Annotated in this window: 27 protein-coding genes; 9 read left to right on the forward strand and 18 right to left on the reverse strand. The window is 42.4% G+C overall.

Annotated elements, in window-relative coordinates:
• Nucleotides 1-256: 256 nt before the first annotated feature.
• Nucleotides 257-703, reverse strand: a complete 447-nt coding sequence (locus tag V7K53_RS29625) for a hypothetical protein (RefSeq protein ID WP_292733172.1) — start codon at nucleotides 701-703, stop codon at nucleotides 257-259.
• Nucleotides 704-1088: 385 nt separating this feature from the next.
• Here V7K53_RS29625 and cruF point away from each other — a divergent pair, with 385 nt between their 5' ends.
• Both cruF and cruG read left to right on the forward strand, forming a co-directional pair.
• The gene (cruF, locus tag V7K53_RS29630; protein ID WP_335201052.1) at nucleotides 1089-1997 is read left to right on the forward strand and encodes a gamma-carotene 1'-hydroxylase CruF; all 909 of its coding nucleotides are present in this window, start codon (nucleotides 1089-1091) and stop codon (nucleotides 1995-1997) included.
• 201 nt (nucleotides 1998-2198) lie between these two features.
• Complete coding sequence (gene cruG, locus V7K53_RS29635) at nucleotides 2199-3407, forward strand: 2'-O-glycosyltransferase CruG (RefSeq protein ID WP_335201054.1); 1209 nt, start codon at nucleotides 2199-2201, stop codon at nucleotides 3405-3407.
• Between the two features lie 69 nt (nucleotides 3408-3476).
• Here cruG and rnhA read toward each other — a convergent pair whose 3' ends face one another.
• The 6 genes from rnhA to V7K53_RS29665 all read right to left on the reverse strand — a co-directional run bounded on the left by rnhA (nucleotide 3477) and on the right by V7K53_RS29665 (nucleotide 9233).
• Nucleotides 3477-4385: a ribonuclease HI gene (rnhA, locus tag V7K53_RS29640; protein WP_335201055.1), complete on the reverse strand. Its 909-nt coding sequence runs from the start codon at nucleotides 4383-4385 to the stop codon at nucleotides 3477-3479.
• 179 nt (nucleotides 4386-4564) lie between these two features.
• Nucleotides 4565-5308, reverse strand: coding sequence for a M50 family metallopeptidase (locus V7K53_RS29645; RefSeq protein WP_335201056.1), 744 nt, complete (start codon nucleotides 5306-5308; stop codon nucleotides 4565-4567).
• 292 nt (nucleotides 5309-5600) lie between these two features.
• Nucleotides 5601-6476 carry an FHA domain-containing protein gene (locus V7K53_RS29650; protein WP_335201057.1) on the reverse strand — a complete coding sequence of 292 codons (876 nt, stop codon included), beginning with the start codon at nucleotides 6474-6476 and terminating at the stop codon, nucleotides 5601-5603.
• Nucleotides 6477-6694: 218 nt separating this feature from the next.
• A complete protein-coding gene (gene pgl, locus V7K53_RS29655) occupies nucleotides 6695-7417 on the reverse strand; it encodes a 6-phosphogluconolactonase (RefSeq protein WP_335201059.1) in 723 nt (240 codons plus the stop codon).
• Between the two features lie 264 nt (nucleotides 7418-7681).
• A complete protein-coding gene (rph, locus tag V7K53_RS29660) occupies nucleotides 7682-8425 on the reverse strand; it encodes a ribonuclease PH (RefSeq protein ID WP_335201060.1) in 744 nt (247 codons plus the stop codon).
• 184 nt (nucleotides 8426-8609) lie between these two features.
• Nucleotides 8610-9233, reverse strand: coding sequence for an adenylate kinase family protein (locus tag V7K53_RS29665; RefSeq protein ID WP_335010443.1), 624 nt, complete (start codon nucleotides 9231-9233; stop codon nucleotides 8610-8612).
• Nucleotides 9234-9576: 343 nt separating this feature from the next.
• Between V7K53_RS29665 and V7K53_RS29670 the strand changes: the two genes are divergently transcribed.
• Together V7K53_RS29670 and dcd are read left to right on the forward strand one after the other, a co-directional pair.
• Complete coding sequence (locus V7K53_RS29670) at nucleotides 9577-10113, forward strand: P-loop NTPase family protein (protein ID WP_335201080.1); 537 nt, start codon at nucleotides 9577-9579, stop codon at nucleotides 10111-10113.
• 62 nt (nucleotides 10114-10175) lie between these two features.
• A complete protein-coding gene (gene dcd, locus V7K53_RS29675) occupies nucleotides 10176-10757 on the forward strand; it encodes a dCTP deaminase (RefSeq protein WP_196515520.1) in 582 nt (193 codons plus the stop codon).
• A 12-nt stretch (nucleotides 10758-10769) separates the two neighbouring features.
• On the opposite strand, the gene V7K53_RS29680 is transcribed toward dcd, so the two are convergent.
• The 5 genes from V7K53_RS29680 to thyX all read right to left on the reverse strand — a co-directional run bounded on the left by V7K53_RS29680 (nucleotide 10770) and on the right by thyX (nucleotide 14161).
• Entirely contained in the window at nucleotides 10770-11468 is a 699-nt protein-coding gene (locus V7K53_RS29680; protein WP_335201061.1) for a dCTP deaminase domain-containing protein, read from the reverse strand.
• A gap of 162 nt (nucleotides 11469-11630) precedes the next feature.
• Nucleotides 11631-11966: a XisI protein gene (locus V7K53_RS29685; RefSeq protein ID WP_335201063.1), complete on the reverse strand. Its 336-nt coding sequence runs from the start codon at nucleotides 11964-11966 to the stop codon at nucleotides 11631-11633.
• Nucleotides 11954-12370, reverse strand: coding sequence for an element excision factor XisH family protein (locus V7K53_RS29690; protein WP_335201064.1), 417 nt, complete (start codon nucleotides 12368-12370; stop codon nucleotides 11954-11956). Before V7K53_RS29690 ends, V7K53_RS29685 begins: the two co-directional genes overlap by 13 nt.
• 96 nt (nucleotides 12371-12466) lie before the next feature.
• Nucleotides 12467-13336 (reverse strand): Rpn family recombination-promoting nuclease/putative transposase, encoded by an 870-nt coding sequence (locus V7K53_RS29695; RefSeq protein ID WP_335201065.1) that lies wholly within the window; start codon nucleotides 13334-13336, stop codon nucleotides 12467-12469.
• Nucleotides 13337-13438: 102 nt separating this feature from the next.
• Nucleotides 13439-14161 carry an FAD-dependent thymidylate synthase gene (gene thyX, locus V7K53_RS29700; protein WP_335201067.1) on the reverse strand — a complete coding sequence of 241 codons (723 nt, stop codon included), beginning with the start codon at nucleotides 14159-14161 and terminating at the stop codon, nucleotides 13439-13441.
• Nucleotides 14162-14365: 204 nt separating this feature from the next.
• On the opposite strand from thyX, the gene V7K53_RS29705 reads away from it, so the two are divergent.
• Entirely contained in the window at nucleotides 14366-14581 is a 216-nt protein-coding gene (locus tag V7K53_RS29705; protein ID WP_094348273.1) for a chlorophyll a/b-binding protein, read from the forward strand.
• A gap of 418 nt (nucleotides 14582-14999) precedes the next feature.
• Here V7K53_RS29705 and V7K53_RS29710 read toward each other — a convergent pair whose 3' ends face one another.
• The 5 genes from V7K53_RS29710 to ssuD form a co-directional block, all read right to left on the reverse strand.
• On the reverse strand, nucleotides 15000-16355 hold the full coding sequence (locus V7K53_RS29710; RefSeq protein WP_335201068.1) for a (Fe-S)-binding protein: 1356 nt from the start codon (nucleotides 16353-16355) through the stop codon (nucleotides 15000-15002).
• A gap of 62 nt (nucleotides 16356-16417) precedes the next feature.
• Entirely contained in the window at nucleotides 16418-17776 is a 1359-nt protein-coding gene (locus tag V7K53_RS29715) for an FAD-binding oxidoreductase (protein WP_335201069.1), read from the reverse strand.
• Between the two features lie 652 nt (nucleotides 17777-18428).
• The gene (gene ssuE / locus V7K53_RS29720; protein WP_335201070.1) at nucleotides 18429-18995 is read right to left on the reverse strand and encodes an NADPH-dependent FMN reductase; all 567 of its coding nucleotides are present in this window, start codon (nucleotides 18993-18995) and stop codon (nucleotides 18429-18431) included.
• The gene (locus tag V7K53_RS29725; RefSeq protein WP_335201071.1) at nucleotides 18992-19630 is read right to left on the reverse strand and encodes a beta-class carbonic anhydrase; all 639 of its coding nucleotides are present in this window, start codon (nucleotides 19628-19630) and stop codon (nucleotides 18992-18994) included. The genes ssuE and V7K53_RS29725 overlap by 4 nt, the downstream gene beginning before the upstream one ends.
• 27 nt (nucleotides 19631-19657) lie before the next feature.
• A complete protein-coding gene (ssuD, locus tag V7K53_RS29730; protein ID WP_335201072.1) occupies nucleotides 19658-20818 on the reverse strand; it encodes an FMNH2-dependent alkanesulfonate monooxygenase in 1161 nt (386 codons plus the stop codon).
• A gap of 457 nt (nucleotides 20819-21275) precedes the next feature.
• On the opposite strand from ssuD, the gene V7K53_RS29735 reads away from it, so the two are divergent.
• A complete protein-coding gene (locus tag V7K53_RS29735) occupies nucleotides 21276-21806 on the forward strand; it encodes an MgtC/SapB family protein (RefSeq protein WP_335201073.1) in 531 nt (176 codons plus the stop codon).
• 232 nt (nucleotides 21807-22038) lie between these two features.
• The gene (gene msrB, locus V7K53_RS29740; protein ID WP_335187742.1) at nucleotides 22039-22533 is read left to right on the forward strand and encodes a peptide-methionine (R)-S-oxide reductase MsrB; all 495 of its coding nucleotides are present in this window, start codon (nucleotides 22039-22041) and stop codon (nucleotides 22531-22533) included.
• Nucleotides 22534-23037: 504 nt separating this feature from the next.
• On the opposite strand, the gene V7K53_RS29745 is transcribed toward msrB, so the two are convergent.
• Entirely contained in the window at nucleotides 23038-23637 is a 600-nt protein-coding gene (locus tag V7K53_RS29745) for an MBL fold metallo-hydrolase (protein ID WP_335201074.1), read from the reverse strand.
• A gap of 188 nt (nucleotides 23638-23825) precedes the next feature.
• Here V7K53_RS29745 and V7K53_RS29750 point away from each other — a divergent pair, with 188 nt between their 5' ends.
• Nucleotides 23826-25004 carry a pyridoxal phosphate-dependent aminotransferase gene (locus V7K53_RS29750; protein WP_335201075.1) on the forward strand — a complete coding sequence of 393 codons (1179 nt, stop codon included), beginning with the start codon at nucleotides 23826-23828 and terminating at the stop codon, nucleotides 25002-25004.
• Nucleotides 25005-25495: 491 nt separating this feature from the next.
• Entirely contained in the window at nucleotides 25496-25867 is a 372-nt protein-coding gene (locus V7K53_RS29755; RefSeq protein ID WP_094351003.1) for a four-helix bundle copper-binding protein, read from the forward strand.
• Nucleotides 25868-26199: the final 332 nt, after the last annotated feature.

Consider the following 26199-nt stretch of genomic DNA (forward strand, 5'->3'; position numbering starts at 1 on the left):
TCCCGACTTTTTAATAAGTTGGGAATTTGAGCTACAAAGGAAATTGTAGGTAAATAATACTGCTTCTAAAGGATTGGCGTAACCCAACCCAGGCAATACCTTTCGGTTAAGGGGAAAAGAAGAAGGGGAAAAGGGAAAAGAAAAACCTTTAACCTTTGACCCTTAACCTTTTCCCCAAACCCAATTTCAAGTTAAAAATGCTTAACCAAACAGTATTGCCAACCCAGGCATCGCTTGCTTTTTCGGATATACTTCATCACGTTAGCGGAATTTGAGAATATATGAACTTGTAGATTAGCGCACCCAAAGCTAAACCTCCCAATGAAAAGATAGAGGCAGTCGAAAAAGCTAACCCTTCCCTAAGACCCGCTCTTTGAAAGTCTATCCTGACTAATATAGTCGCTGAAATAATGAGTAAAGTATCAAGAAATACCCGAAACCAGGCAATCATAATAAAGAATAAGAAAGCTGCTAAGACGGCAACGCCAAAAGCCCTGGTATTTGATTGAAGAAAAAGACTGTAATAATATGTCATCTTCGGCCAAGGAGCGGTCAACGTTATGATTAAAAGCAAGATAGCAATTACAGTTGCCACCCACACAAATATAGGAGCACGTGTTTCTGATATTACCCAGCCCAAAGTACTGTAACTCAGCAGTACTAGTGCCAGGGACACCCAAGGAACTCTTTTCAAAATTGACATGGGTTTATATTTCTAGTATAGGGTTAAGGTCTTATCGCATAAATTAAGTGTAGTAACTCAAGACTTTATTTTGCTTGAGGACTTGCTCAGTTATGATAGTCGTTCTCCCTTAACGATATCCCACTATCAAAGGAGTTTTTTACGATATGGAAGGAAGTGAGACAAGAAACCAGAAGTTCTTACAGATAAAATTATGTAGATTTTGAATATATGGCTTAAACTAGTAAGTTTAGCATCATATTTTTATAGCTTCAATCAATAGATTTTTATGCTGTTCCCAAGAAAGCTAAACAAGTTTGTCGAAAATTGCGGTACAAAGTAGTTAAAGATTTGTAAACTGTTAGCAGCCGAGTAGCCGCGTGTCACATCTTGTTAAGGAATTATCATGAGACAACTTGTTATTGCTGAACGCGTATGCCTCATTGGTCATATCGCGTCAAAAGCCTTTGGACTGGTAGGGATGCTACTGGTAGTACCTAATGCCGAAATAATTTTCAACTTATCGCAGGTAGGAGAAACTGCCGTACAGTTAAGTATGGCTGGCGGCGGTGTAGTTGATATCATCTTAGGGACAGTAGCTGTCTCTATTTATGCCTACCGGACTTTGGGATTAGGAACTTGGCTAGCATTTATGCTACCAGCTATGTTTATCTCTTTGGGAAGTGAACTACTGGGAACTAGTACAGGGTTTCCATTTGGTGATTATAGCTACTTGAGTGGCTTGGGTTATAAGATTGGAGGGCTAGTTCCTTTCACAATTCCTTTATCCTGGTTTTATGTTGGGCTGTCGTCTTACTTAATTGCGAGAACTGGTTTGAAAGTGGCTCAAAAACCCAGTTGGGGTCGCCATATTGCTGCGATAGGTGTTGGTGCTTTACTCTTCACTTGTTGGGACTTTGCCCTTGAACCGGCTATGAGTCAAACTTCTCTGCCCTTCTGGTATTGGGAACAACCAGGAGCTTTCTTTGGAACACCTTACCAAAACTATGTAGGTTGGTTTGGTACTAGCGCCCTGTTTATGAGTGTGGCAGGATTATTGTGGAGAAATACCTCGATTAAATTAGAGCGATCGCAACTCAATCTGCCCTTAGTCGTTTATTTAACTAACTTTGCCTTCGCCGCCGGACTCAGCTTGGCAGCTGGCTTTTCTATCCCTGTGTTACTCGGCTTATTGCTAGGTGTGATTCCGGCTGTGGTTCTGTGGTCAAGGAGTTCAACCACATCGGCTCAAGTTACTGTTGAACCAGTAACCAAAGAAGTATCAGTAGCCAAGGTTGAAGTTGCCTTGAAATAAGCCTATTTGGGACTGGGGGCACAACTCTTAGAGAGGCTGCGCCAACAACAAGCTACTTCGACTGCGCTCAGTACAAGTCAGTGCATCGCTGGGGACTTAGGATTGGGAAGGGAGAAGGGAATAAACCAATACTCAATGTCCTATGTCCTATGCCCCATGCCCATTTATGTTGTATAGTCGCAATTTTAATTGTTAAGTATTTTGACAACAGTAGACAACGCTTTGATAGTAGAAAGCGCCATTTCTCTTTTATTGCTACTTATCCAAGTACCAGCAACGGCGATTTTGTTTTCGCGCCTATTAAAGGGGCCAAGACGCCATCCTCCAATAGAACCCCAACAGCCGACACCTGAGCTTTTGGGTAGGGTTAGCATCGTTGTTCCCACACTGAACGAAGCGCTTCGCATTAGCCCTCTGTTGGCTGGTTTAAGTCAGCAAAGCTATGAAGTTCGGGAAATTATGGTTGTAGACAGTAAATCGAGTGATGGTACCCCCGATTTAGTCAAAGCCTCACAGCAGAAAGATCCGCGCTTTCGCCTGATGACAGATGATCCCTTACCCTCTGGTTGGGTGGGGCGTCCTTGGGCGTTGCATAACGGTTTTCTATGTAGCTCCGAGGCTAGTGAGTGGTTTCTGGGGCTGGATGCTGATATCCAACCGCATCCTGGTTTAGTTGCTGGTTTGGTGAAGACAGCCGAAGCACAAGGCTATGATTTGGTTTCTCTCTCACCCCAATTCATTCTCAAATATCCTGGGGAGTGCTGGCTACAACCGGCTTTGTTAATGACTTTGCTTTACCGATTTGACCCAGCGGGGATCAATACAGAGCAACCAGAACGGGTAATGGCAAATGGGCAGTGTTTTTTGTGTCGTCGCTCCGTTTTAGCTGCTGTAGGTGGTTATAGCAGTGCGAAGAGTTCTTTTTGTGATGATGTCACGTTGGCACGCAACATTGCTATCCAAGGTTATAAGGTCGGCTTTTTAGATGGCGCAAAGGTATTAAAGGTACGTATGTATGAAGGGGCGATGGAGACGTGGAAAGAATGGGGGCGGAGTCTCGATCTCAAAGATGCAACTTCTCGTTCTCAGTTGTGGGGAGATTTATGGCTACTCACATCTGTTCAAGGTCTACCCCTTTTTATTGTCCTGACTTTTTTGTTGATTTCTCCCATACTCCCACATTCGCCCATTCCCCTACTTCTGCTACTGGGACTGAATTTATTGCTGTTGGTGATTCGCTTTGCGATGCTAATAGCGATCGCACCTTCTTACGATCGCACAAACGCTAAAGGCAGCTGGTTATTTTGGGTTTCCCCTTTGGCCGATCCCCTAGCTGTGCTAAGAATCTTCTTATCTGCGTTACGCACCCCGCGCGAGTGGCGAGGACGCAAGTATAGTGCTGAGTTATGAGTTATGAGTTATGAATTTTCAACTCCTCACTTCTAACTCCTAACTCCTCACTCCGTACTCTCTACTCCCTCACTCCTCTTGCCCTCCTACTCGATCCCCGCGTTCCAATTCCCAAAGAATTTGATTTCCTTCACGGCGTACCCGTGACACTATCCAGTTTCGCCAGCGCCATTGATCTCCACGACTGGTGACAGCGCTGGCGTGGACATCCATCAAGTCTGCTAACTCAGAACTGGTGATTAAGTAGCCTTTTTCAGAAATTTCGTCAGCTATACGCAGAGTTTCGACCAAACTGCGGAGTTGCGAAACCCTCATTTCTGGCGGTTTTTCATCGGTTATGGCCGCAGTTGGCCCAGTTGATGGTTCCATAACGGTTATTTCTGGTGCAGAAGTACTGATTTTTTGCGGACTTTGGTTAGTTATTCTAGAGTTTTTTTCATAATCAGCTACTTTTGCTACATTTAGTTGATTTTGGGAAGGTAAAGATTTATAAAAATCTGTGGAAGATAATTGTTGTAGCGAAGGGGTTTTGCCACTAGCATATGTGCGAGCGATCGCATCACAACGTTCGTTACCTATGTTACCAGAATGTCCCCGAACGTATTGCCATTTTACTTGTTGGGTATTGAGTTCATCTAAGATTTCTAAAAGGTCTTGGTTTTGGACGGGTTTACCATCTGACTTTTTCCAGCCTTTGTTTTTCCAGCCTTTCACCCACTTGGTAACACAGTTAATCAGGTATTCGCTATCGGTATGAAGGGTGATGGGTTGGGCTTGTTGAGATGTTTGCAGGAATTCAAGGGCAGCGATCGCAGCTTGCATCTCCATTTTATTATTAGTGGTATGAGGGGATGCATCGCCCATTTCGTGGATTGAGCCGTCGCTGAAGTAGACGACAACACCCCAACCACCAGGGCCAGGATTGCCGGTGCAAGCACCATCGGTGTATATGCTTTGAATTATGGGTTGGGTGGACATGTTTAGGGTATCGAACCGCGAAGGCAAGAGTTATTAGCGGCGAATTTTTTAACAATATCCAGGCTATTATACTGATAAAAGCTCTTAATTCTGACTCCTGACTTCGGAATTCTTCTTTTGATGTTCGGTAATTCTTTGAGCTAAAGATTCAATCGCTTTTTGATGGTGCTTCTTACTGATTACTCCGAACGATAAGCAACACGGAGACTTTGGATTAAAATCACCAGAGATGCGATCGCCATCAACCCGCCCCAAAACCAGTAAGGTAAAAGCAAATATCGCTGCATTTGTGCCGTATCAGATGCACCAAGGGGGCCAGCAGAACTACTAAATAGATAATCGAGTTGATGGTACGTACTTACACAAGCTTGTACACCCAGAAATTGAATGATAAACCCTTGCGCCCAGCGAGGTGCTCTCAGGGCAATACCTAAGATTATTAAACCTAGTAAGGGAATTGCCACCAATCCAAACCAGGAACGCACCCAAATTAATGCGGAAAACAGCAAAAAACTTCCTAAAATTTTTAAGCAAAGGGTTGCTGCTGTAAAACTGCGGGAAGCCAAAATCAAAGCTGCACCAGCAAGAGGTGGTCCCATTGGGCCAGCTGCGGCGATTATTGCCGGGCCAATTGGCCCCAATGACGACCGGATGCCATAAGTTGCGACACCAGAACCATTGCTAAAAATCTGCAACTTCTGAAACTGTCCCCCTAATAGCAGTGCCATTAAGCCGTGACCCATTTCATGAAACCAAGTTGCCAGAATTGTAAATGGGTATAAGATATAATCTCCTCCTGGTACTTGCCACAATAAAGCAGTTGCGATCCCTGCTGCAACTAGCCAGGTTAGCCCCATACGTTCAACAACTGGCGGGGCTTCTTTGGTCAGCAAGGTTTCAAAATTTTTACTTGGTTCCCTCATAGGTCACTCAATTTTGGATTTTAGATTTTAGATTTTAGATTTTCTGAAAAATTCAAAATCTAAAATTGGCAGTGTATTTCTATCCATCCTAGTGTAATTATTAAAGTAATGGAGTTACTGGACAATGTAATAATTTGCACATCGAAGCGACGGCTGTCAACTATGGCGCTATCAATAACAACATAGTTATCCGTCGCTTGTCTGATGCAGTTTATTTGTTGCTCCTCCAAAATGGATGCCGGAGGATGGGCAGAAAATACTTAGACTGGTGTCACAATTTAGCAAGATTCAGTTAAGCAAGTTGAAAGAGGAATGTCATCAAGTCTCCTTTACCTAAGCTGATGCGATCGCCTGGTCGCAAGCGATGACGGTTCCCTGGTAAAAGTGGCAAATTATTAATGTAAGTGCCATTAGAACTTCCCACATCCTCTACATAATGGGCATCTCCCTCGACGCGAATATCTGCATGAATCCGCGAGACAATTTCGGAATTGGGAAATCCTGAAACATCTATATCTGGAGGAATCCGGTCATTAGGCTTGCCGATATGAATCACAGAGAAATTTTGCGGCAATTCAATTAAGCGATCGCTTTGAACGTGGATTAACCGGGCTGTAACCTGCTGCAATTGCGTTCTGGCAACAGTTGCAGTTGGTGCTGCTGGCGGGGGTACTTCGGCTTCAGAGGCTGGTACTGGTTCCACAGGTGGTGGAGTCGGAATACTACTTTGTCCAGAAACTACGGGTTGAGCTACAACGGTTGACACAGGTTCTGGAGGGCTGCTTTCTGCAACAGGTATCTGTGGCGTAGGTTCTGGGGGAACTACCATCTCTGTTGGTGGTAAAGATGATTCGGGAGGATGGGAGTTAGTAGAACCGCTCATTCCCAAAGCATCTGGTTGTAAAAGTTCTAACAATGGATCGGGTGGAACTAACGCTGGCACTTCCACGGGAATATCGGGAGTGACTGTTGTAGCTACTGCGGGATGAACGTGTGGAACTCCTGCGGAGTGAAGGTTATAGCCACACTGACCGCAGAATGCAGCATCTGCCTGCACAGTTGCCCCACAACTGGGACAATTAGTAGTCGCAGGTAACGGTGTATAACAAGCTTCACATTGGACAGCGCCGTCAGGATTGGGATGATTGCAATTAGGGCAGACGATCATCGATATTTAGCCTTTGTTCAAGATCATCATAAATAGTAGGTAGGACTGGCAAGCAGAGGGCGGTCCTAGCTTTAGATTCTAGCAATTACTGCTAATGGAACAATGAATTGGACACTCTTGGGCGGGGAAGGGGAGCAGGGGAGCAGAGGAGAAGTTCAGTAAGTTTTTCCCCTCTGCTCCTCTGCCTCTTGTGCCCCATGCCCAATTCCCAAGTTTGTTTAATGTTGAAGTTCTAAACCTGCTGCCGCATCCAGCAGCCACCAAAGTTCTCCTTGGGGCTGAATTAAGCGGGATGGGTAAGTGAAGTCATCGGCTACAGGTGCAAAGACTTGTGCTAAAGCTGGTCGTTTATTAGCACCAGCAACCAGAAAAATCACGCTACGAGCAGAGTTGATGAAGGGATATGTGAAACTTATCCTGGGGTTTCCGTCTTTGTTACCTACGGTAACTAGGCGATCGCGTACTTTCAGAGCCTCTGTGTGGGGAAACAAAGATGCAGTATGTGCATCATCACCCATTCCTAGTAATACTACATCCAAGGGGGGAAACTCGACCCCAGAAGAATTGAAAAATTCTTTGAGATGTTGTTCATATTTGGCAGCAGCCAGTTCTGGATTGGCTTCTAAAGTTGGTACGGGGTGAATGTTAGCCGCTGGGATGTCAACGCGATCTAGCCACGCACGACGCGTCATCAGTTCATTGCTATCGGGGTGATCTGGTGGTACGTAACGCTCATCTCCCCAGAATATATGAATTTTATCCCAAGGCAGTTTTTGAGTAGCGATCGCTTCGTATAACGGCTTAGGTGTACTGCCACCAGATAAGGCGATAGTAAACCGCCCCCGTTGCTCAATGGCAGTTTCTAACTTGGACAGAATTAATTCTAGCGCTCGTGCAACCAGCGCCGGCTGATCCGGTAGAACTTCAACAGTTTTGTTCATGGCTTCATCATCATATTGCTGGCTTCTGGCAATACAATACCGAACTTATTACAATCTCCCTTTTTAACTTTTGAAACATTTAACATCGTGGATTAAGTAAACTGGAAAAACGTAGACCTCCTTATCACCTTCAAGGGTAAGTTTTCAGTAGTGAGTCGTACTAACTACTCTCATGATTATTTTATTTACATCCAGTTACTTGATACTTTGTTGATTAACGCCATCAAGGATACATTTATTAATTCTTATTAAAAATTAATAAAACTAATTAATCACAAACAACGTTTCCCAGTTAGGGATCGCTTCACGTTGGGCAATTAATAATTCCTGAATTCCTTTTTCGGCTACATCTAGCATTTGATCCAACTGAGTGCGGCTAAAGCTGCCTTCTTCGGCTGTTCCTTGGACTTCAATGATTCCCAGGTGTTGATTCATCACCACATTAAAATCTACTGTTGCAGCCACATCTTCGATATAATTTAGATCCAAAAATGGCTCACCCTCCAGTAATCCTACGGAAACTGCTGCTACTTGTCCACACAAAGGCGATCGCTCCAACACGCCTTCTTGCAATAATTTAGAAACCGCATGAGCCAACGCCACAAACGAGCCTGTAATGGCTGTTGTCCGAGTTCCGGCATCTGCTTGCAACACATCAGCATCCACAGTCAGCGTGCGTTCTCCCAATGCCTCAAAATCCACTGCTGCACGTAAGCTGCGGCCAATTAAACGTTGAATTTCTTGCGTCCGTCCAGATAATTTCAATAATTCCCTTTCTTGGCGTTTTTGGGTAGCCGATGGTAGCATTCGGTACTCAGCAGTTAGCCAACCTTTACCAGTTCCTTCGAGAAACTTCGGAACTCCCTTATTAACGCTAACAGTACAAAGTACCTGAGTATCACCGCATCTTGCGAGAACAGAACCGGGGGCAAAGCGGGTGAAACTGGGGTGAAAGCTAATCGGACGTAGTTCGTAGGAAATCCGACCGTCAGGACGCTGCCAAGCCATTGGAATTGCCTCAAGTTTTACAATACTGCCTTAAGATTACCTTAGTGTTATTGGGCATTGGTAAGAAGGGTAAAGGGGAATGGGTAAGGGGGAAAGGGTTTATTTCTTCATCCTTTACCCTTTAACCTTTAACCTTTTCCCCTCTCTTGTTGCTTCCCCTGCTCCCCTGCTCCATGCTTCTCTTCTAAGGAACTGAAAGCAGAGTCAAAATATTTTGCTGCACCATCTCTGGTGATTGGTCGCCGTTGATGGTCAATAAACAGCGGCGACGATCGTAATATTCTAGGATGGGAATGGTGCGATCGTAGAATAATTCTACACGGCGCTGCACGATTTCTGGTTGGTCATCTGGTAGCGATCGCCCCAAGGATCGACTAACCATCACTGCTTCCGGGACTTGGAGATAAATTGCCCAATCTAACTTTTGCCCTAAATCATCCAATAAAAAATCTAATTCTTCAGCTTGGAAGGCAGTACGGGGATAGCCTTCTAACACCCAATCGCAGTTAATATCTGGTTGTCTAAGGCGTATTCGGATCAATTCAACGATCATTTCGTCTGGAACTAACTCCCCTTTTTGCATGTAGGGCCGTGCGTGGTAGCCTAGTTCACTCAAGCTAGCGTAAACCGAAAGAGAAGTCCGGGGATCGGCTTCCAACCATCGAAATTCCGGCAGGGGCTGATTGCCAGATATTGCTTCTCGTAAAATCTCACCTGTGGAAATCAGAGGAATATCAAAGTATCTGCAAAGCCTTTGTGCTTGAGTGCTTTTCCCCGATCCTGAACCTCCCAGAATCACCAATCTCACAACGATTTACTCCTCATCCTGTCAAATTCACTACTAGCTAAGTCTGTTTTGCCCAAACAACCAACAAATCTAACATTTAGCGATTTTTAGGTTTGTGCCTAGCTTTTTTAAATAATTGGAACTGTAAGTCTTATGTTTTCATTTTTACAACTTATTTCCGAGAAAAGACGAAAATTGAAGTCAAAATAACTCTTGACTTCAATACAAACCTAGTGTTTGACTAAGAATGCAATTTGCCAAATCCACCACACCTGTGAAAAACAGATTGATTATACAGGCAAATTTGCCAGTTTCACCGCCAGTAATAACCCTTGACTTATTGTATTTTTTTGAACTTAACTTTATGGTTGCCCAGCTAGAAACTCAAAGTATCAATTCAACCCTAACCCTACCATATCCAGTTGAAGGACTAGTGCAAGTTTTCACTAGTTCTCATCGCAACTTTTTTACGAGCGTGATGGCTCAATCACTGAGAATAGCTGGACAAGGAACGCCAGTATTAATAGTGCAATTTCTCAAAGGAGGCATTCGCCAAGGACACGATCGACCTATACAATTAGGACAAAATTTAGATTGGATTCGCTGTGATTTGCCTCGTTGTATCGATACACCACATTTAGACGATACAGAAAATCAAGCCTTACAAAAGCTGTGGCAGCATACACAACAAGTTGTGTGTGCGAGTAAGTATTCTCTCGTGGTGTTAGATGAGTTAAGTTTAGCGATTAACTTTGGTTTAATTCCTGAAACGGAAGTTTTAGCGTTTTTGGCAAAACGCCCTCCCCACGTCGATATCATTCTCACAGGACCAGAGATGCCCAAATCTCTTCTCGATGTGGCAGATCAAATTACAGAAATCCGTCGGAGTTATCGACCTTAAACAAAATACTCAGTTCGTGCTAATATATCGAGTCTGCTTAAATTAACGTTAGTAGCGAACTAGTGATTAAGAACGATATCTGGATTACTGAAATGGCTCAACAGGGTTTGATTTCGCCCTTTGAGCCAAGCCTAATACGTCACCTTGAGAATTTACCTGTAATTTCATTTGGTCTTAGCAGCTTTGGCTATGACATCAGACTCTCACCAGATGATTTCCGCATTTTTAGGCATATTCCAGGCACTGTAGTAGACCCTAAGAATTTTAATCCTGAAAACTTAGAGCGAACAGAACTCCATACTGATGTTAATGGCAAATACTTTATCCTCCCTGCCCACTCCTATGGACTTGGGGTTGCCCTTGAAAGGCTGGAAATACCAGATAATATTACAGTAATTTGTATAGGTAAGAGTACTTATGCTCGTTGTGGAATAATTGCAAATGTAACTCCAGCCGAAGCTGCTTGGCGCGGTTACTTGACACTAGAGTTATCCAACGCCTCTAGCGCTGATTGCCGCATTTACGCCAGTGAAGGAATAGTACAGTTGATGTTTTTGGAGGGAGAACCCTGTGCTGTTAATTACGAAGCACGACAGGGTAAGTATCAAGACCAGCTAAAGGGTGTAACTCTAGCTAAGGTTTAAGCTCCAAAAGAATTATTTAATTTTCTCTCTGCTTTCTTTAGGAAGTGTCTGTATTTCCTGTTGACCTAAAGGCTGCACAATTTGAACTATTGTTAAAACTATGGTTGCAATAGTTAAGATAATAGTAAAATAGGTCTGATTTGTCTCAATAAAATCTCTAACTCTACTTAATAAATCCTTTCTAGAGTTTCCGGCAATTTTTTTAGCATCTTTTGTATAAGGAATAACTCCTTCCCTGACATCAAGTACATAGAGCGTACAAAAATCTTGTCCTTTCTTAAGCTGAACTGTTCTTTTGCCTAAATTGAAAACTGTGATAGAAAGTTTTCCTTCATATCCAGGGTCTATCTTTGATGAGGTGTTAGATAACCCATCTTGCAGAAGAGATACTTTTGGAACTACATGGCCAAATCTAGATTTGGGAAATTGAACTGATTCAACTGTCTCAATAATGACGGCAGAACCTGGTTGAAGAGATATTCTGCCATTCTCCAACAGATCAGTTTTACCGGAGTCTCTATGATCTCTGTATTCATCACCAACTCTTAAATCATAGCTGGCATTGCTAGATTTCGTATTATGAATTTGTTTGATATTGAGATTCTGTATAAAAATTACATCTCCTTCAAGACCACCAGCTCTCTCGTACTCTTCCCTGGTTTCTACGACTGTTCTATTGCTACCATCCAATATAAATGGGATAACACTCATTGTTTTGTTACTTGTGAAATAGTGTAATTGATTATACCCTATTCACTTTGATAGATACCCAATTATTTAAGGTGCTAATTTTAGCTTACCTAGATGCTGCTTTTTATACGATTGTACGATCGCTCTAAATCATACCCAAAAATTAGAGTGCGATCGCTTGCTTTATCCCACTGCAAATTCTGTCAGCTTTCGCATATAAGGAGGCTGATAAGCCAGCACTATATCTTGCTTAGGAATACCATATTCTATTAATTCATTAGCCACACCAATCTCAGTTCCATCATACTGAATCCAAATCTTACCATCTCGAATATCTAGATGAATTAAACAGCCATAAACTCGACGACGATTTTCCCAACCCGTATTCACAACTTGATAATGATCTTGTTGTACATCAAAAATAGTTTGCCGTTCGATTTCACCATAGGCAGGTTTAACCTGAGCATGATTTGTCAAAACTTGCTGGATGATTTTTCTATACTCCGCTAGTTTATCCATTGTACAATTACCTCATTTTCCGGGTCAAATACTAGCAGTTTCAATTGATATTCATGAATACTCAGTTGTGGCAATTGCCGTGAGAAAAAATCTTCATAAGTTGCTAGCGGAACAGCTAAATAGAGAACTCGCTCTGGTTCTTTTAGTTTTAGTGCTACTCGATAATTTAAACATTGTCCTAAAGCTGTATGAAACTCGGAAATCGCAGAAGGAGCAACAAAACTCTTGATTTCTACAGCAATTCTTTCATCTTGCTTTTGAGCAGCAATTAACCGTTCTGCACCCAGATCGATTTGCAGTTGTCCATCTGCTAAATCAATAGACAGTGGATCGTGTGTAATTGTCCAGCCATCTTTTTGCAACGCCACTCTAACTAAATTATGGAAAATATCTCTTGCAGACATTCATTAAAATTTTAAGTGTAATAACTCGAAAATTTTATAGTCTAAACTTTCATCATATTCTAGCTCTCAGGCAGGAGTTGGAGCGATCGCTTTATCCTACAAAACATTCCGTAACTCTTGAATTGTATTTGCTACAACAATTCTGCGTAAAATCTCTTTCAATTGCTCTAAGTCAGAAATTTGCGAAATTTGCGACATCAACTCCAAACCATCGCTGCCAAATTTCGCCTCTAAACTTGTTTCGATGCTAGAGATTATTCCACGTACTTCTCCTCGTGCTTCTCCTTCTGCTTGTCCTCGTGCTTGTCCCTCACGTAAAATTTCTTGATACCAAGGTGACTCTCTTAAGACTGTCATATCCCACCTCATGATTTCCTGAACTAAAGTACTTTCTAATACAAAGGTTGCAAAAAATGCCAGAACTGTCTCAAGTTGATTTAATTGCTCGTCAGCACGCAACATTCGCAATGCTTCCCTAATTGTAGACTCGTTTTCTCCGCCTTTGAGAATTGGTACAAAGGGAAGCAGCGACGGTAACGGCGTCTCAAAAGCTATATTTACGTCAACTTCCCAGAGATTGATTACGCGGTAATCTTGAATTGCTCTTAACCCGATAAAATTGGATGCAAAGCTTGTAGGTATTTCACTGTTGCTGATTTTGAGAATGTTAATCAGTACAGGGTAGGTTTGTAGTTTATATTTCTCTTCCGCAAGAGCCGCATAAGCACGCATCCGACGCGGCATTTCTGATGTGTGGCGTAATTGTAACTCATTGAGGATGAGAAATTTCCCGTATTGAGGACTTTCAGCCTGAATTACAACATCGCTTTGTCGGCTAATCCATTGGAATTCTGTATTTAAGATTTCGCCTATAACAATGTTGAGAATTCCTGTCACCCATTTTGCCCAATTATTTGGTGCAAGGCTGATTAATTTTTGAGTGCTAATATCGACAGCTTTGTTCATCAAAAAAAGATAGATGCGATCGCCCTAAATCAAACCCAGTAAATCCGAGGATAATCGCTTCGCGTTATCCTACCGTAAATTGTGTCAACTTTTAGCCATTATCTAAGGTGCTAACCTGGCTTTACCTAGACGCTGCTTTTCATACCATTGTGCGATCGCAGGTGCCCAATCTTCAAAATGAGGCCACATCATTTCGCACAACTTTTGAATTTCCAGTTGAGCATCTTTCTTATTTCTCAGGTCACAAAAATGCAAGAAAGACCTTAAATTAAAACTAACTACAAAATGCTGGCGATAATCAAAAGGCACTTTACCTCTGGCGTGTTCTTCAGACATTCCCGCTTCAAAATCAGCTTTATATCGTTTAGCTGCTTCTAAACACCACTCCAAATCTGCTGCTCGTTGCTCTGGTGAATAGTGATACTTTTTGCCCTGTCTATCAGTGTAATAACCAACGGGACGTAGATAAAAAACATCTTCTATGTCTTTCTTGCCTTCTACTACGTCAATAAATTGGTTGCCTGTATATCTAAAAGATTGCACATCAAATGATACAGAAACGCGATGAGTCCGCGCCTGCTGCATCACACTGTGAGGAAAGTAGCCACAATTGAAAACAATCTGGGGATGCTCTAAAGGTCCATAGTGTCCCCTCTCACCCGCTAAAAGCCGCTTAACAATAACTTCGCCGCTTTGTGACTCAGAAGGCCAGGAGTCGCGCTCATCAAACACAAACCCATCAGTATAGTCCTGGTGCATCGCGGCATAAATCACCTGCTGCGGGTTTGGTGTTTTGGCAATAACCTCTACTCGAAATCGATGCATTAGCTGTTGGGGAATGGATTTGTGATTGAAAGTGCTTACGCACAAGGAGCGGAGCCTGTTGCTTAGACATGGCTTTGAACTCGATTCATCATCATATCTTTTCTCTGGCTTGCTTGGACTACTACTTGATTAGATTAAGATACTTTACAAATATTAATAACTTTGTTACAGTTATTTACATAAAGAGAAGACAGGGAAAAATCCATGCGTACAAGTACTGCTATCATTGACGACCAAGGCAAACTGAACAACTTTGCGATCGAGCCAAAAGTATATATAGATGAGCAAGGCGATCGCACTGGTTTCACTCCTTATGCAGAAATGCTCAACGGTCGTTTAGCAATGATTGGTTTTGTCTCTCTGATAGCATTAGAAGTATTCACAGGACACGGGATTGTTGGTGTTTTGGCAAGTCTGTAAAAACTAATTTATTTAACATAACTCTCAAAAAATGATAAGAGACGGTAAATTTACCGTCTCTTATTTTATGGAAAACTTAGTGCTAGAATGAATCGCCGTGCGATTCGTTGTGAGTGAATCCCGGTATCCAGTCCGCAAATAGACTCACCAACTCGCAAGAGTTGAACTCTCAATAAAAAATTTGCTTTAAAGCAAAATCTCACGATAAATCAATACTTTCACCCCACTTGTGGAGATCCTCAACACAACTTCTACTTGTTGAGCATGCTTGACACTATATTTTCAATCTCCTGGGGTGGTTGCCCGTCGCTAATTGCAATCTCTACCTCTGCTTTTTTGGATCTCGCGATCGCGCTATCGACATTACCCAGGTAACGGCGGTTTTTCTTCGTAAATGCACAACGCAGCTAGCAAACGTCTACAATTTTAACTTCTCACCGCGAATCGAATAATCTAACAATTCCATTGGGTGAATAACTGAAATTTTCTTACCTTGCGACTGCAAATGCTTAGTAATTTGCAAAGTACACCCAGGATTAGCAGAAGCAATTAACTCAGCATCAGTATTCAACAAATTCTCTACTTTTTGCCGACCCAATTCTTCAGAAACTTCTGGTTGCAGCATATTATAAACCCCGGCACTGCCACAACATAAAGCTGCATCTATTGGTTCTCTCAACTTCACCCCTGGAATTTGTCGCAACACCTGACGCGGTTGGACGCTAATCTTTTGTCCATGCAATAAATGACAAGCATCTTGATAAACTAAATTTAAGGGTTTATCTGTCAACGGTGAAAGTTTCGCTGTTAACCCAACAGTTGCCAAAAATTCTTGAGCATCTTTAACTTTAGCTGCAAAATCCTTAGCCTTTTCCCGATATTCTAGGTCATCTTCTAAGATATGACCGTACTCTTTTAAAGTATGACCGCAACCAGCAGCATTGATAATCACGAAATCTACATCTGTCTTGGCAAAACTATCAATCATCTGTCTTGCTAAAGCTTTTGCCTGTTCTGTTTGTCCTTGGTGTTCGGGAAGCGCTGCACAACAACCTTGAGATTTGGGAATCACAACTTCACAACCATTCGCCGTTAAAACGCGAACTGTTGCTTCATTCACGGGTGAGAAAAACAGCCGTTGGACGCAGCCCAAAATTACCCCAACTCGATACCGCTTTTCACCTTTAGCAGGAATCACACTAGGCAAATTATCTTGAAAAGATTTGAGAGTAATTTCTGGCAGAATTGATTCCATTGCTGCCAAACGGGGCGATATTTTATTCAGTAAACCTGTAGCCCGAAATAACTTAGCAAATCCTAACTTTTGATAAACTAACAACGGAACTAATAAAACCCGTAAAAGATTGGGATAAGGAAACAGGGAAAATATCAGTTGACGAAAAAATTGATCTGGTAAACTGCGGGGATAATTTCGTTCAACTTGATGACGAGTTGCAGAAATTAACTTGTCATACTGCACGCCAGAAGGACAAGTACTCACACAAGCAAGACATCCCAAACAAGAATCAAAATGTTCTACTGTTGCCGTATTGAGGGCAATTTCACCCTCATTAATTGCATCCATTAAATAGATGCGTCCTCTCGGAGAATCCATCTCCTTACCCAACACCCGATAACTGGGACAAGTCGAAAGACAAAATCCACAATGGACACAACTATCAATCAACTTCGGGTCAGGCGGATGACTCTCATCAAAGCCCTTCAAATTCTTTAAACTAGCCGTATTATTAACAGAATTTTTTGAAACTTGCATATTTCTCTTTTTCCCCTCTCTATCTCAGCGTCCTCTGTGTCTCTGCGGTATGTTTTCTTAAACTAAATTCCACCCACAAAGCGACCAGGACTTAAAATATTCTTACTATCAAACTGTTCCTTAATACGGCGCATCAACGGCAAACCATTCCCCGTATAACCCCAAACATCTATTTGTTCTTTAACCCCAACTGGTGCTGACAGAATTGTTAAAAAACCTTTATTAGCTTGAATGCTTAGGCGCAGCCCGCCGTAGGCATCGCTTCCAGCAGAGCCTAGCTCATCGCGGATTTTCAAAACCTGATTTTTACTTTCTAATTGTAACAAACCTAAACCACTACTAATATGAATTAAACCCAACTCCACTTGAGCCAAAATCTCCACAGCAGCAGTAGGTAACACTCCTATTTTGCAGGTAATTACCGATTCTGTAGCAGTACTATGTATTCGTTCTTGCAATCTCTGCCATAGATTAGCTTCGTCACCATCGGCAAAAATTGCTCCATTTAACCCTAACTTTTGCCCAACTTCCAAAACTCGGTTTGATTGTTCTTTAACACTCTCACTAATACTTTGAAACCGAGCAATTAATCCCAGTCCTTCACCCAATCCTAAACTAGACACCAATTTAGTTGATAGCAAATCAGCCTGAACTGGTGTTAACGCCGAACCTCGAAGGATATCAGCTGCTTGAGATACAGCCTCAGCTTTACCAGTTAGTACCACCGTCCCCGATGCCTCGGCTAACGGATACAGGCGAAAAGTTAATTGACTAATAAAGCCTAATGTGCCATAAGACCCCGTAAGCAACTTCATCAAGTCATATCCGGCGACATTTTTAACTACTCTTCCCCCAGCTTTGGCGATTTGTCCATCAGCACGGACAAAGGTAATACCTAATAACTGGTCGCGTACACTACCATAGCGTTGCCGCAGAGAACCTGTATCACCTGTGGCGACAATACCGCCAATGGTTGCCGACTCTGGTGCTGTGGGGTCAAGGGCGAGAAATTGCCGCGATTTTGCCAAAAGTGCTTGCAAATCGGAGAACTTCATCCCAGCTTCTACGGTGACAGTCAAATCGCCAACGGCGTGTTCAATCAGTTGGTTGATGCGTTCTGTACTAACTACAACATCGATGCTTTTCGCTAAACCACCCCAGCTAAGTTTACTGCCACTACCACAGGGAAGGACGCGCCAGTTATTTGCGTGAGCCTTGGTAATGACTGCGGCTAGCTGTTCTTGGCTGCGGGGATAGACAATACAACTGGGTGAATTTCCAGAAGCTATAGCCTGTTGGATACGTTTTTGCTGACTGAGTTCGATATTTTCCCAAAGGCAAATAGCATTTTCTTCACCGACGATAGATGCAAGTTCAGAAGCGCAGACGCCTTGCGGCTTGTCGTTAGACATCGCTTTCATTGAGTTTATTTTTTTACGCCCTACTTCTAATTTACTGGCTAACCTGACCAAAAAAGCGCATTGCCATTAATACACAGTGGGTTTAATATGAAAAGCTACAGTAAAACCACTTGTATATCTTGGCGAAGAGGAGGAAAAATATTTTTCTACACTATCTTCAGCCCAATCTTACGATCTAAAAGATAAAAAGCTAACAATTAGCGACTATTCGGGTAGAAGAAAGTTGAGCTTTGTTAAAGCTAAATAAAGTTATGAGGCTCTTGTATTAAGAGCGATCGCGCTTTGGTTGGATAAGGCTAATACCTTAACCAACCTATAATTTTGTGAATTTGCTGATAAACTTTGAAGTTTAAGTGGAAAAAGTAGTAGATGAGTAAATTTCACTCATCTACTACAGGTAGAGTTAGGAGACAATTTGCATATATACAAGATATTTTATAGAAAAAATTATCAATTATAGGGGTGTTAGTTGAATAGACTATAGAAGTTGGGAGATAAGTATAAGTGTAGTCTGTAAAGAATTTTAATATTGCAATAAAAGTACAATTTTTGAGAATAAATTTATATGATTCTGATTAACTTTAAAAAAAAGTAACAGATGGGTAAAAATTACCCCTCTGCTACAAGCAAACGGAGGTATAAACTTAATTATTTAATTGGCATGAACCAATTCTTGAGGCGCTGCGGCATCATATTCTACAGCTTTAACAAATTCCTTGAGAACGTCTTTGAGTCTTTGCTCAATTTCCTCATCTAATACGACGCTGTTATCGGCTTGTCGTTGAATTTGTTTGTCTACCGCATAAATAGTAGCTAGGATATGCCGCGCTCCTAATTCAGATAACACGGGTTTTAGGGCATATTCAATTGCCAATAAATGAGCGATGGTTCCACCCAGAGCAATTGGTAACACGGGTTTACCTGTTAATGATTTTTGTGGCAGCAAATCTAGAAATGTTTTTAGCACTCCTGTATAAGCAGCTTTGTAAATTGGGGTGGCAATAATCACACCATCTGCCTTTGCTAATAATTCTTTTGGCTGTTCTAATGCAGGGCTATCGTAACGTCCAAAAACTAAATCTTCAGCAGGCAAATCCCGAACTGAAATAATATCTACATGCAAGCCTTCTTGCTGTAAAAGCTGGGCAGTGTATTCGACAACACCATAGGTTCTAGATGGGTGGGTTGGACTACCTGCGATCGCTAAAATATTTGTCATTCAATTAAACTCCCAATTTCTAAAACGGGTTCAGTATGTTTTGCAGTTTTAGTATTCATCGCTGATGCTGTGTTGACCTTTTCACTGAGAATTTTATAGGGACGACGCAAACTCATACTCTCTACTTCCCAGATGTAACCATGAATAACTACATCTTGGGGAATTAAAGGAGAATTCTGCAGTAATTCCACCTGCTGTGTGCAGATTTCATCCACATCAGTAAAGGTTTTGATCCATTTGGAAAAAACGCCTTTTGGTAGCTTCAATTCTGGCAAAGCAGGATCGACACTAACTCGATCCACATCAATACCTTGATTTCGCAATACCTCACTGAGAAAGTCTCCTGATGCTGTCATCATGCCACATTCAGTATGATTAATAACGATGATTTCTTTTGTGCCAAAAAACTGTGTAGTTAACATCGCTGACCGAATTGCATCATCTGTAACTAACCCCCCAGCATTACGGAAAATATGAGCATCTCCTTCCCCAATTCCTAATGCTTTCTCCACTGGTAAACGTTCATCCATGCAAGCTAGCACCCACAAGCGTTTATTGTTAGGTATTCCCAACTGACGACGCAATGCCCACGCTTCTTTTTCTGAGATTTTTTGGTCGATTTGTTGGTGCAGCATAGCTATTAATCTCCTAGTTCATAACTACTAGGATATGGACGTTGCTCTTTCTTGAAGCTTTTGCTTAGGGAAATCTTCATTTGCCACAATCTCGCCAAATGGACTTAAGACGTGTTGCTTCTCCACTGCGGGTAAATTTTCTAATGGCAGATGGGGAAATAGAAGTTCTGCAACTCGATAAGCTTCCTCTAGATGGGGATAGCCAGAAAGGATAAAGGACTCAATTCCCAAATCTGCATATTCCAACATCCTGGCAGCAATGGTTTGGGGATCGCCTACTAAGGCTGTTCCCGCACCACCCCGGACTAAACCGACTCCCGCCCACAGGTTCGGGCTAATCTCTAATGCCTCACGATTACCGTGGTGTAATTGAGTCATTCGCTGTTGTCCAACTGAATCCATTCGGGCATAAGCTTTTTGGGCTTTAGCGATCGCTTCGTCATCTACATACTTAATCAATTGATTTGCCGCATCCCAAGCTGCACTCTCAGTTTCGCGCACAATCACATGTAGGCGAATCCCAAACCGCAAAGTCCGGCCTTGCGTTTCTGCAAGTCTCCGAACTGCTGCAATCTTCTCGGCTACTTGCGCCGGTGGTTCACCCCAAGTTAGATAAACATCTACATGCTTGGCAGCAATTTTTTGAGCAATAGGAGAGGAACCGCCAAACCACAATGGTGGATATGGCTTCTGGACGGGTGGAAACAGCAGTTTCCCATCCTGAATGTTGAAATAGTCGCCCTGGAGATTGGCTTGTTCTCCACTAGCGATCGCTCGCCATACTGTTAAAAATTCATCTGTTAATTCATAGCGCCGATCGTGATCTAAATGCAAGCCATCACCCGCTAACTCCACGGGATCGCCACCGGTCACGACATTAATCAGCAAGCGTCCCCCAGAGAGGCGATCGAAAGTCGCCGCCATCCGCGCCGCTACTCCAGGTGATACCAAACCGGGACGAATCGCTACCAAAAAACGCATCTGTCGCGTCAGTGATAACAACGTTGAAGCTACAATCCAAGCATCTTCGCAAGAACGTCCTGTGGGTAGCAATGCCCCTGTATAACCAAGGTCATCCACCGCTTGGGCAATCTGCCGCAGATAAGGAAAGCTTACTGCCCGTCCACCTGTAGCAGTTGCAAGGTAACGTCCGTCGCCATGAGTTGGGATGAACCATAGTAGCTGCATGAATCCTGTCCTTTTAAACTCCGGCAAATCGATAGAAATACCGTGCTTTATTTATAGTTTTTAGAGTATCACATATTCCATTTAAGTAAGCAAGAAATTTTTCAGAAAACTCCGGTATTCCTATCAGACCAATGTATATTAGGCAGTGTTCAAAAAACTAGCGTTGGGTATTGGCATTAAGCACAAGAGGCGAGGCGAGAAACTTACTGCAACTTCTCCTCTGCTCCTTTGCTCCCCTGCTCCTCTGCCGCCTTCTTTCTGTCTCTAGGAAGAATCCAGCAATGGTAGCTTTGTGTATACTTATTTACTTATTCATAACCTTTTGTTAAACTAACCTTAATGTACTGAACACCTATTGATTTGCTGTGCTTGAGTTTTCAGCGACAAAAGTGGGTAGCCATCCAGCTCACTGCCAATAGATGCAAAATTCTGTTCTGTTTCTAGGAGAAATAAGGCAATGGGGCCGATGTTTATTGCTGCCAACGATTGGCCACATATAGCGTTTAGATTGTCTTTGGCGCTCCTGGTTGGTTGCTTGATTGGATTTAACCGTCAGCAAGGGGGTAGACCAGCAGGGATGAGAACATTCATGCTCGTGAGTATGGGAGCAGCATTATTTGTGATGATTCCTTTGCAGGCTGAGGGCGAGAGTCCCTATGCTGCTACCAATGCACTGAGTCGCACAATTCAAGGTGTCGCTACCGGAATTGGATTTCTCGGAGCCGGATTGATTTTACAAGAGTCTCCGAGAAAATCTGCAACGCCAAAAGTAAAGGGTTTAACTACAGCCGCCTGTGTCTGGACTGCTGCCGGCTTGGGGGCTGCAATCGGTTGTGGTTTGTGGCAAATGGGATTATTGGGAGGTTTACTGACTCTGATTACCCTAAGTGGGGTAAAGCGGCTCAATCACGCATTTGCATTTATGACTAGTCATGGTAAACACGGGACTACTCAGCATTTCACCACCTCTGATGAAGATGAAGATTGACCGTAGTTTATGCTCCAATTGAAAACTATACTTGCTATTGTCCAAAAATCAGGTGAAATAGATCGGATTCTCACCTAGTATTTGGCTGAAAACTAATTTGTTGCTTCTTAGCTAATTTTAATCAGTTTATCAGGGCTAATTCAGAGCGATCGCTGATTATAGTCATTCATGTAGGGAATCCCGTACTGGAATTGATTGCCCAGTGAACCGGAAAATAGAAAATAATAGACATATGGACAAACGCTATTTTTTACAGGCTGGTGCAGTCATAGTCGGCACAGCATTGTTATCAAGGTATATCAATTGGGGGTCACAAGCAATGACAACTTCTCAAAGTGGATTTGAAGTTACCAAACCAGAGTCAGAGTGGCGCACGATTTTAACGCCAGAACAGTTTAATGTATTACGTAAACATGGAACTGAACGCCCTCACACCAGTCCATTAGACAAGGAATACGACAAGGGTACTTATTATTGTGCTGCGTGTGAACTACCACTGTTTACATCTGACACCAAATTTAACAGTGGTACTGGCTGGCCTAGCTTCTTTAATCCAATTGAAGGTGCGATCGCCACGACTGTAGACAAGTCGTTGTTTATGACTAGAACTGAAGTGCATTGTAGTCGCTGTGGTGGTCATCTGGGTCATGTTTTTGATGACGGCCCTGCACCCACTGGTAAGCGCTACTGCATGAACGGTGTTTCGCTGAAATTTGAGCCTGCTTAATTAAGTTGGGTAGGCGTAGACTCTTGTGAGATTGCATACGCAACCTAAATCATCAGATTTTGGAGCTTGACCAAGGGTGAACAAATTTTTGACAATAACTTGTCCTACTCAATGCTACTGGACGAAATATTGTCAATTTAGGAAAGTGCAACTCTTGGTCTTCGCTAAAGATAACCTAAATTACCCTATTTGTTTGGCTCTTTTTTCTCCTTTTTGTCTTTAGGATCTTTTTTAGGTTTTTTAGCTTCTTTATTACTTTTTCTTTCCTTAGACATCAGCGTTCTCCAACTAGGTTGATCGTTAAAAGCCTTCACATTCTGCCGTCAGGAAATCAGGATATTAATTACCTGATATTCTTTTATGGCAAAAAAGAAACTATCAGACATAAATGCTACTAACTACCATGATACGGTGTTGTTTGATTTTCTTCTGACAGCCTTATTTAATCTATTTGAACCACAATTGCCTGTAGGGTAGCATAGCTAGCTGTGCTACCCTAATTATTTACAGCGTCGCTACAAGTTCCTTTAAGCGATCGCGTCCATCCCGAAAGACGGGCCAACCATCCCCCACCAGCACTGCTTCTACCCGACTCAGTTGAGCCAACCTGCGAACAGAAGCAACAGCCTCTTCTCGATTCAGCAGTTTGTCATCTGGTAAAATCGTTAAGCTACCGGCTTTACGTGCCCGGACTAAATCCCCTGTAATTAAAGTTGTCTCTTCCAGTAACAAAGCCAACTCACCGGGAGTTTTAGAACCATTGAGTTCAATCACCTCCAGTCCTGGGACAAACTCTTCACCATCAGATAGCCAGCGATCGCAAGGTATAGGAAAAGTGTCTTTTTCTGCAATCGGGCCTGCAATCTTAGCATAAGTTTGATCGGCAATTTCTTTACTTGCCCTGATATGCTCAGAATTCGTCAGCACAATCCAAACCACACCGCCGAGGGATTTCAGATGATTCCAATCATGGTTTGATAGGGCTACTGGGTCAATCAAGATGTTGCCATCTGGGCGAATCCAGGCAATCCCATTGAAATCAATATTTCTTGCCGGATTGAAATTAGACCAGCTATACAAATCGGGACGGTGCAAAGATTTCATGATGATTCTGGATCGGTACTTCAATAATTGACTATTAATCTCAATAATTAAGTATATAGATTATAAGGTTGCATTCCCTCTGGATCTAGAATTTGAGTATACTACGATAAATCTATCAACATTATAGGTTTCGTCTGGTTTACAGAAATTCCCGGATAACGGCAATAAAGATCGACGGAGGTATAGGAGTGAGTGAGATTAAGCGCCAAAAAATATCAGCGAAGGCAGAACAGTTTACAGAGTCTGTGATTCGAGAAATGACGCGGGTAGCACTGCAACACGATGCAGTAAATCTAGCGCAGGGTTTCCCTGATTTTCCCTGTCCACCAGAATTGAAACAGGCTGCATATCAGGCCATAGAGGCAGATGTTAATCAGTATGCCATTACTTGGGGCGATCGCCCATTTCGTCATGCGATCGCTAACAAAGTCCGTTGGTATCTCGGCTTAGATATCAATCCCGAAACCCAAATCACCGTTACCTGTGGTTCCACAGAAGCAATGGCATCTGTGATGCTAGCGACAGTCAATCCGGGTGACGAAGTAATTGTATTTGAGCCATATTATGAAAACTACGGCCCCGATGCGATTTTAGCTGGTGCTATACCCCGCTATGTAACACTGCATCCTCCTCATTGGACATTTGATGAGGCACAGTTGCGTCAAGCTTTCAATGCCAATACCAAAGCAATTATTATCAACACACCCCACAACCCTACAGGTAAAGTCTTCACCCGTGAAGAACTCACCCTAATTGCTGAACTTTGTCAAAAATGGGATGTGTTAGCGTTCACAGACGAAATCTATGAACATATTCTCTATGACGGCACTCAACATATTGCCCTAGCGACTCTTCCCGGTATGGAAGAACGCACCGTTACTATAAACGGTTTATCCAAAACTTATAGCGTCACTGGATGGCGAGTCGGCTACATTTTAGCAAACCCCGAATTGACAGGGGCGATTCGCAAAGTCCATGATTTTCTCACCGTTGGCGCACCTGCACCATTGCAACGAGCCGGAGTTGCCGCCATGCAACTGCCACCATCCTATTATGAAGAACTAGCCAAACTTTATCACCAGAAGCGAGACAGCATTCTACAAATTCTAGAGCGAGTTGGAATTCCCTATTTCGTTCCCAAAGGAGCCTATTACGTACTTGCAGATATTTCCAAATTTGGCTATAAAACAGATGTTGAATTCACTTACCATCTGATTAAAGATATCGGTGTTGCTGTAGTTCCCGGTTCCAGCTTTTTTAGCCAACCAGAAAAAGGACATTCCTTAATCAGATTTTGCTTCAGCAAAAGACCTGAGACATTACAAGCAGCGAGCGATCGCTTACTCAAATTGCAATCAAATCTATAAGCTACATCATATCTTATGTAAGTTGTGAAAATTACTTTTTTTTGAGGAAATTTTCTTATAAGTGCAGTTGAAATTCCATTATAAATTACGAATTTTCAGGACACATATCTTCAAGTTAATATAAGTTAATAAAATACAGGTTAATATAAATTTACAAATGCTCAGTTTAGGCATTCATTTGTTAAAAACAATAACATTATTTTCGAGTTAAATTTAACTCTAACTTTTGATCCCCAATATAAAGTTGACTTGCCAAAGGAAACCACACTTGTAAATGAGGGTTTCTAAACCTGAATGTATAGTATTTCCCAGAAAAACAACACCAAACTAGTGTACAATAACCTCAATTTTCCGGTAATTATATCGGGATAGTAGGCTTAAAAATTCTGGATTAAAAACCCCATTGACTCTTTAAAAGGATAGGACTAATGTGATGAGTAGTCCTTTCAAGGACACTATTTTATGCATCAAAAAATCAGGAGGTATTTCCGATGATGATGATGATGACTGAAACTATGACTCCAGAAATGCAGACTTGCATGGATGTTTGTATGGACTGTCATAAAATGTGCATGGAAACCATGACTCATTGCATGAGTAAAGGTGGTCAGCACATGGACAAGAACATGATGAGCATGATGAGTATGATGCGCGATTGCTCTGAAATGTGCATGATGTGCATGAATATGATGATGAGCGGTTCTGAGTTCATGGAACGCACTTGTATGCTTTGCGCGGAAATGTGCGATCGCACTGCAATGGCGTGTGAGATGATGAGCGATGACGCGAAAATGATGGAATGTGCTGCCGCTTGCCGCAAGTGTGCAGAGTCTTGCAGAAGTATGCACATGATGCCTGCATAATTCTCCGACTTCGCAGAAGTTTCTCTGCAACCTAATATTCAAGCGCCCAGGCTCTTTGAGTCTGGGCGCTTGAAGTAAGAACTGTATTTAGAATTGAGAATTCAGAATGGGCTTTGCTAACAGAATTCAGAATTAGAATAGGACACCTTTCGTAGTGGTGTGTTACTGCTGAGGGTACAATACAAATATTTAATAGCAGTTTTGAAGTTTTTCACCTAAGTGTTAGATTATATACTCGGCGTTGCATAATAGAGGGATGAATTGAGGTCTTCTACTGTGCATTGTCCATACTGCAAGTCTACTAGGATTAGAAAAAATGGTAAACGCCGAGG

The sequence above is a fragment of the Nostoc sp. genome (assembly GCF_036917355.1).
GTDB lineage: Bacteria > Cyanobacteriota > Cyanobacteriia > Cyanobacteriales > Nostocaceae > Nostoc.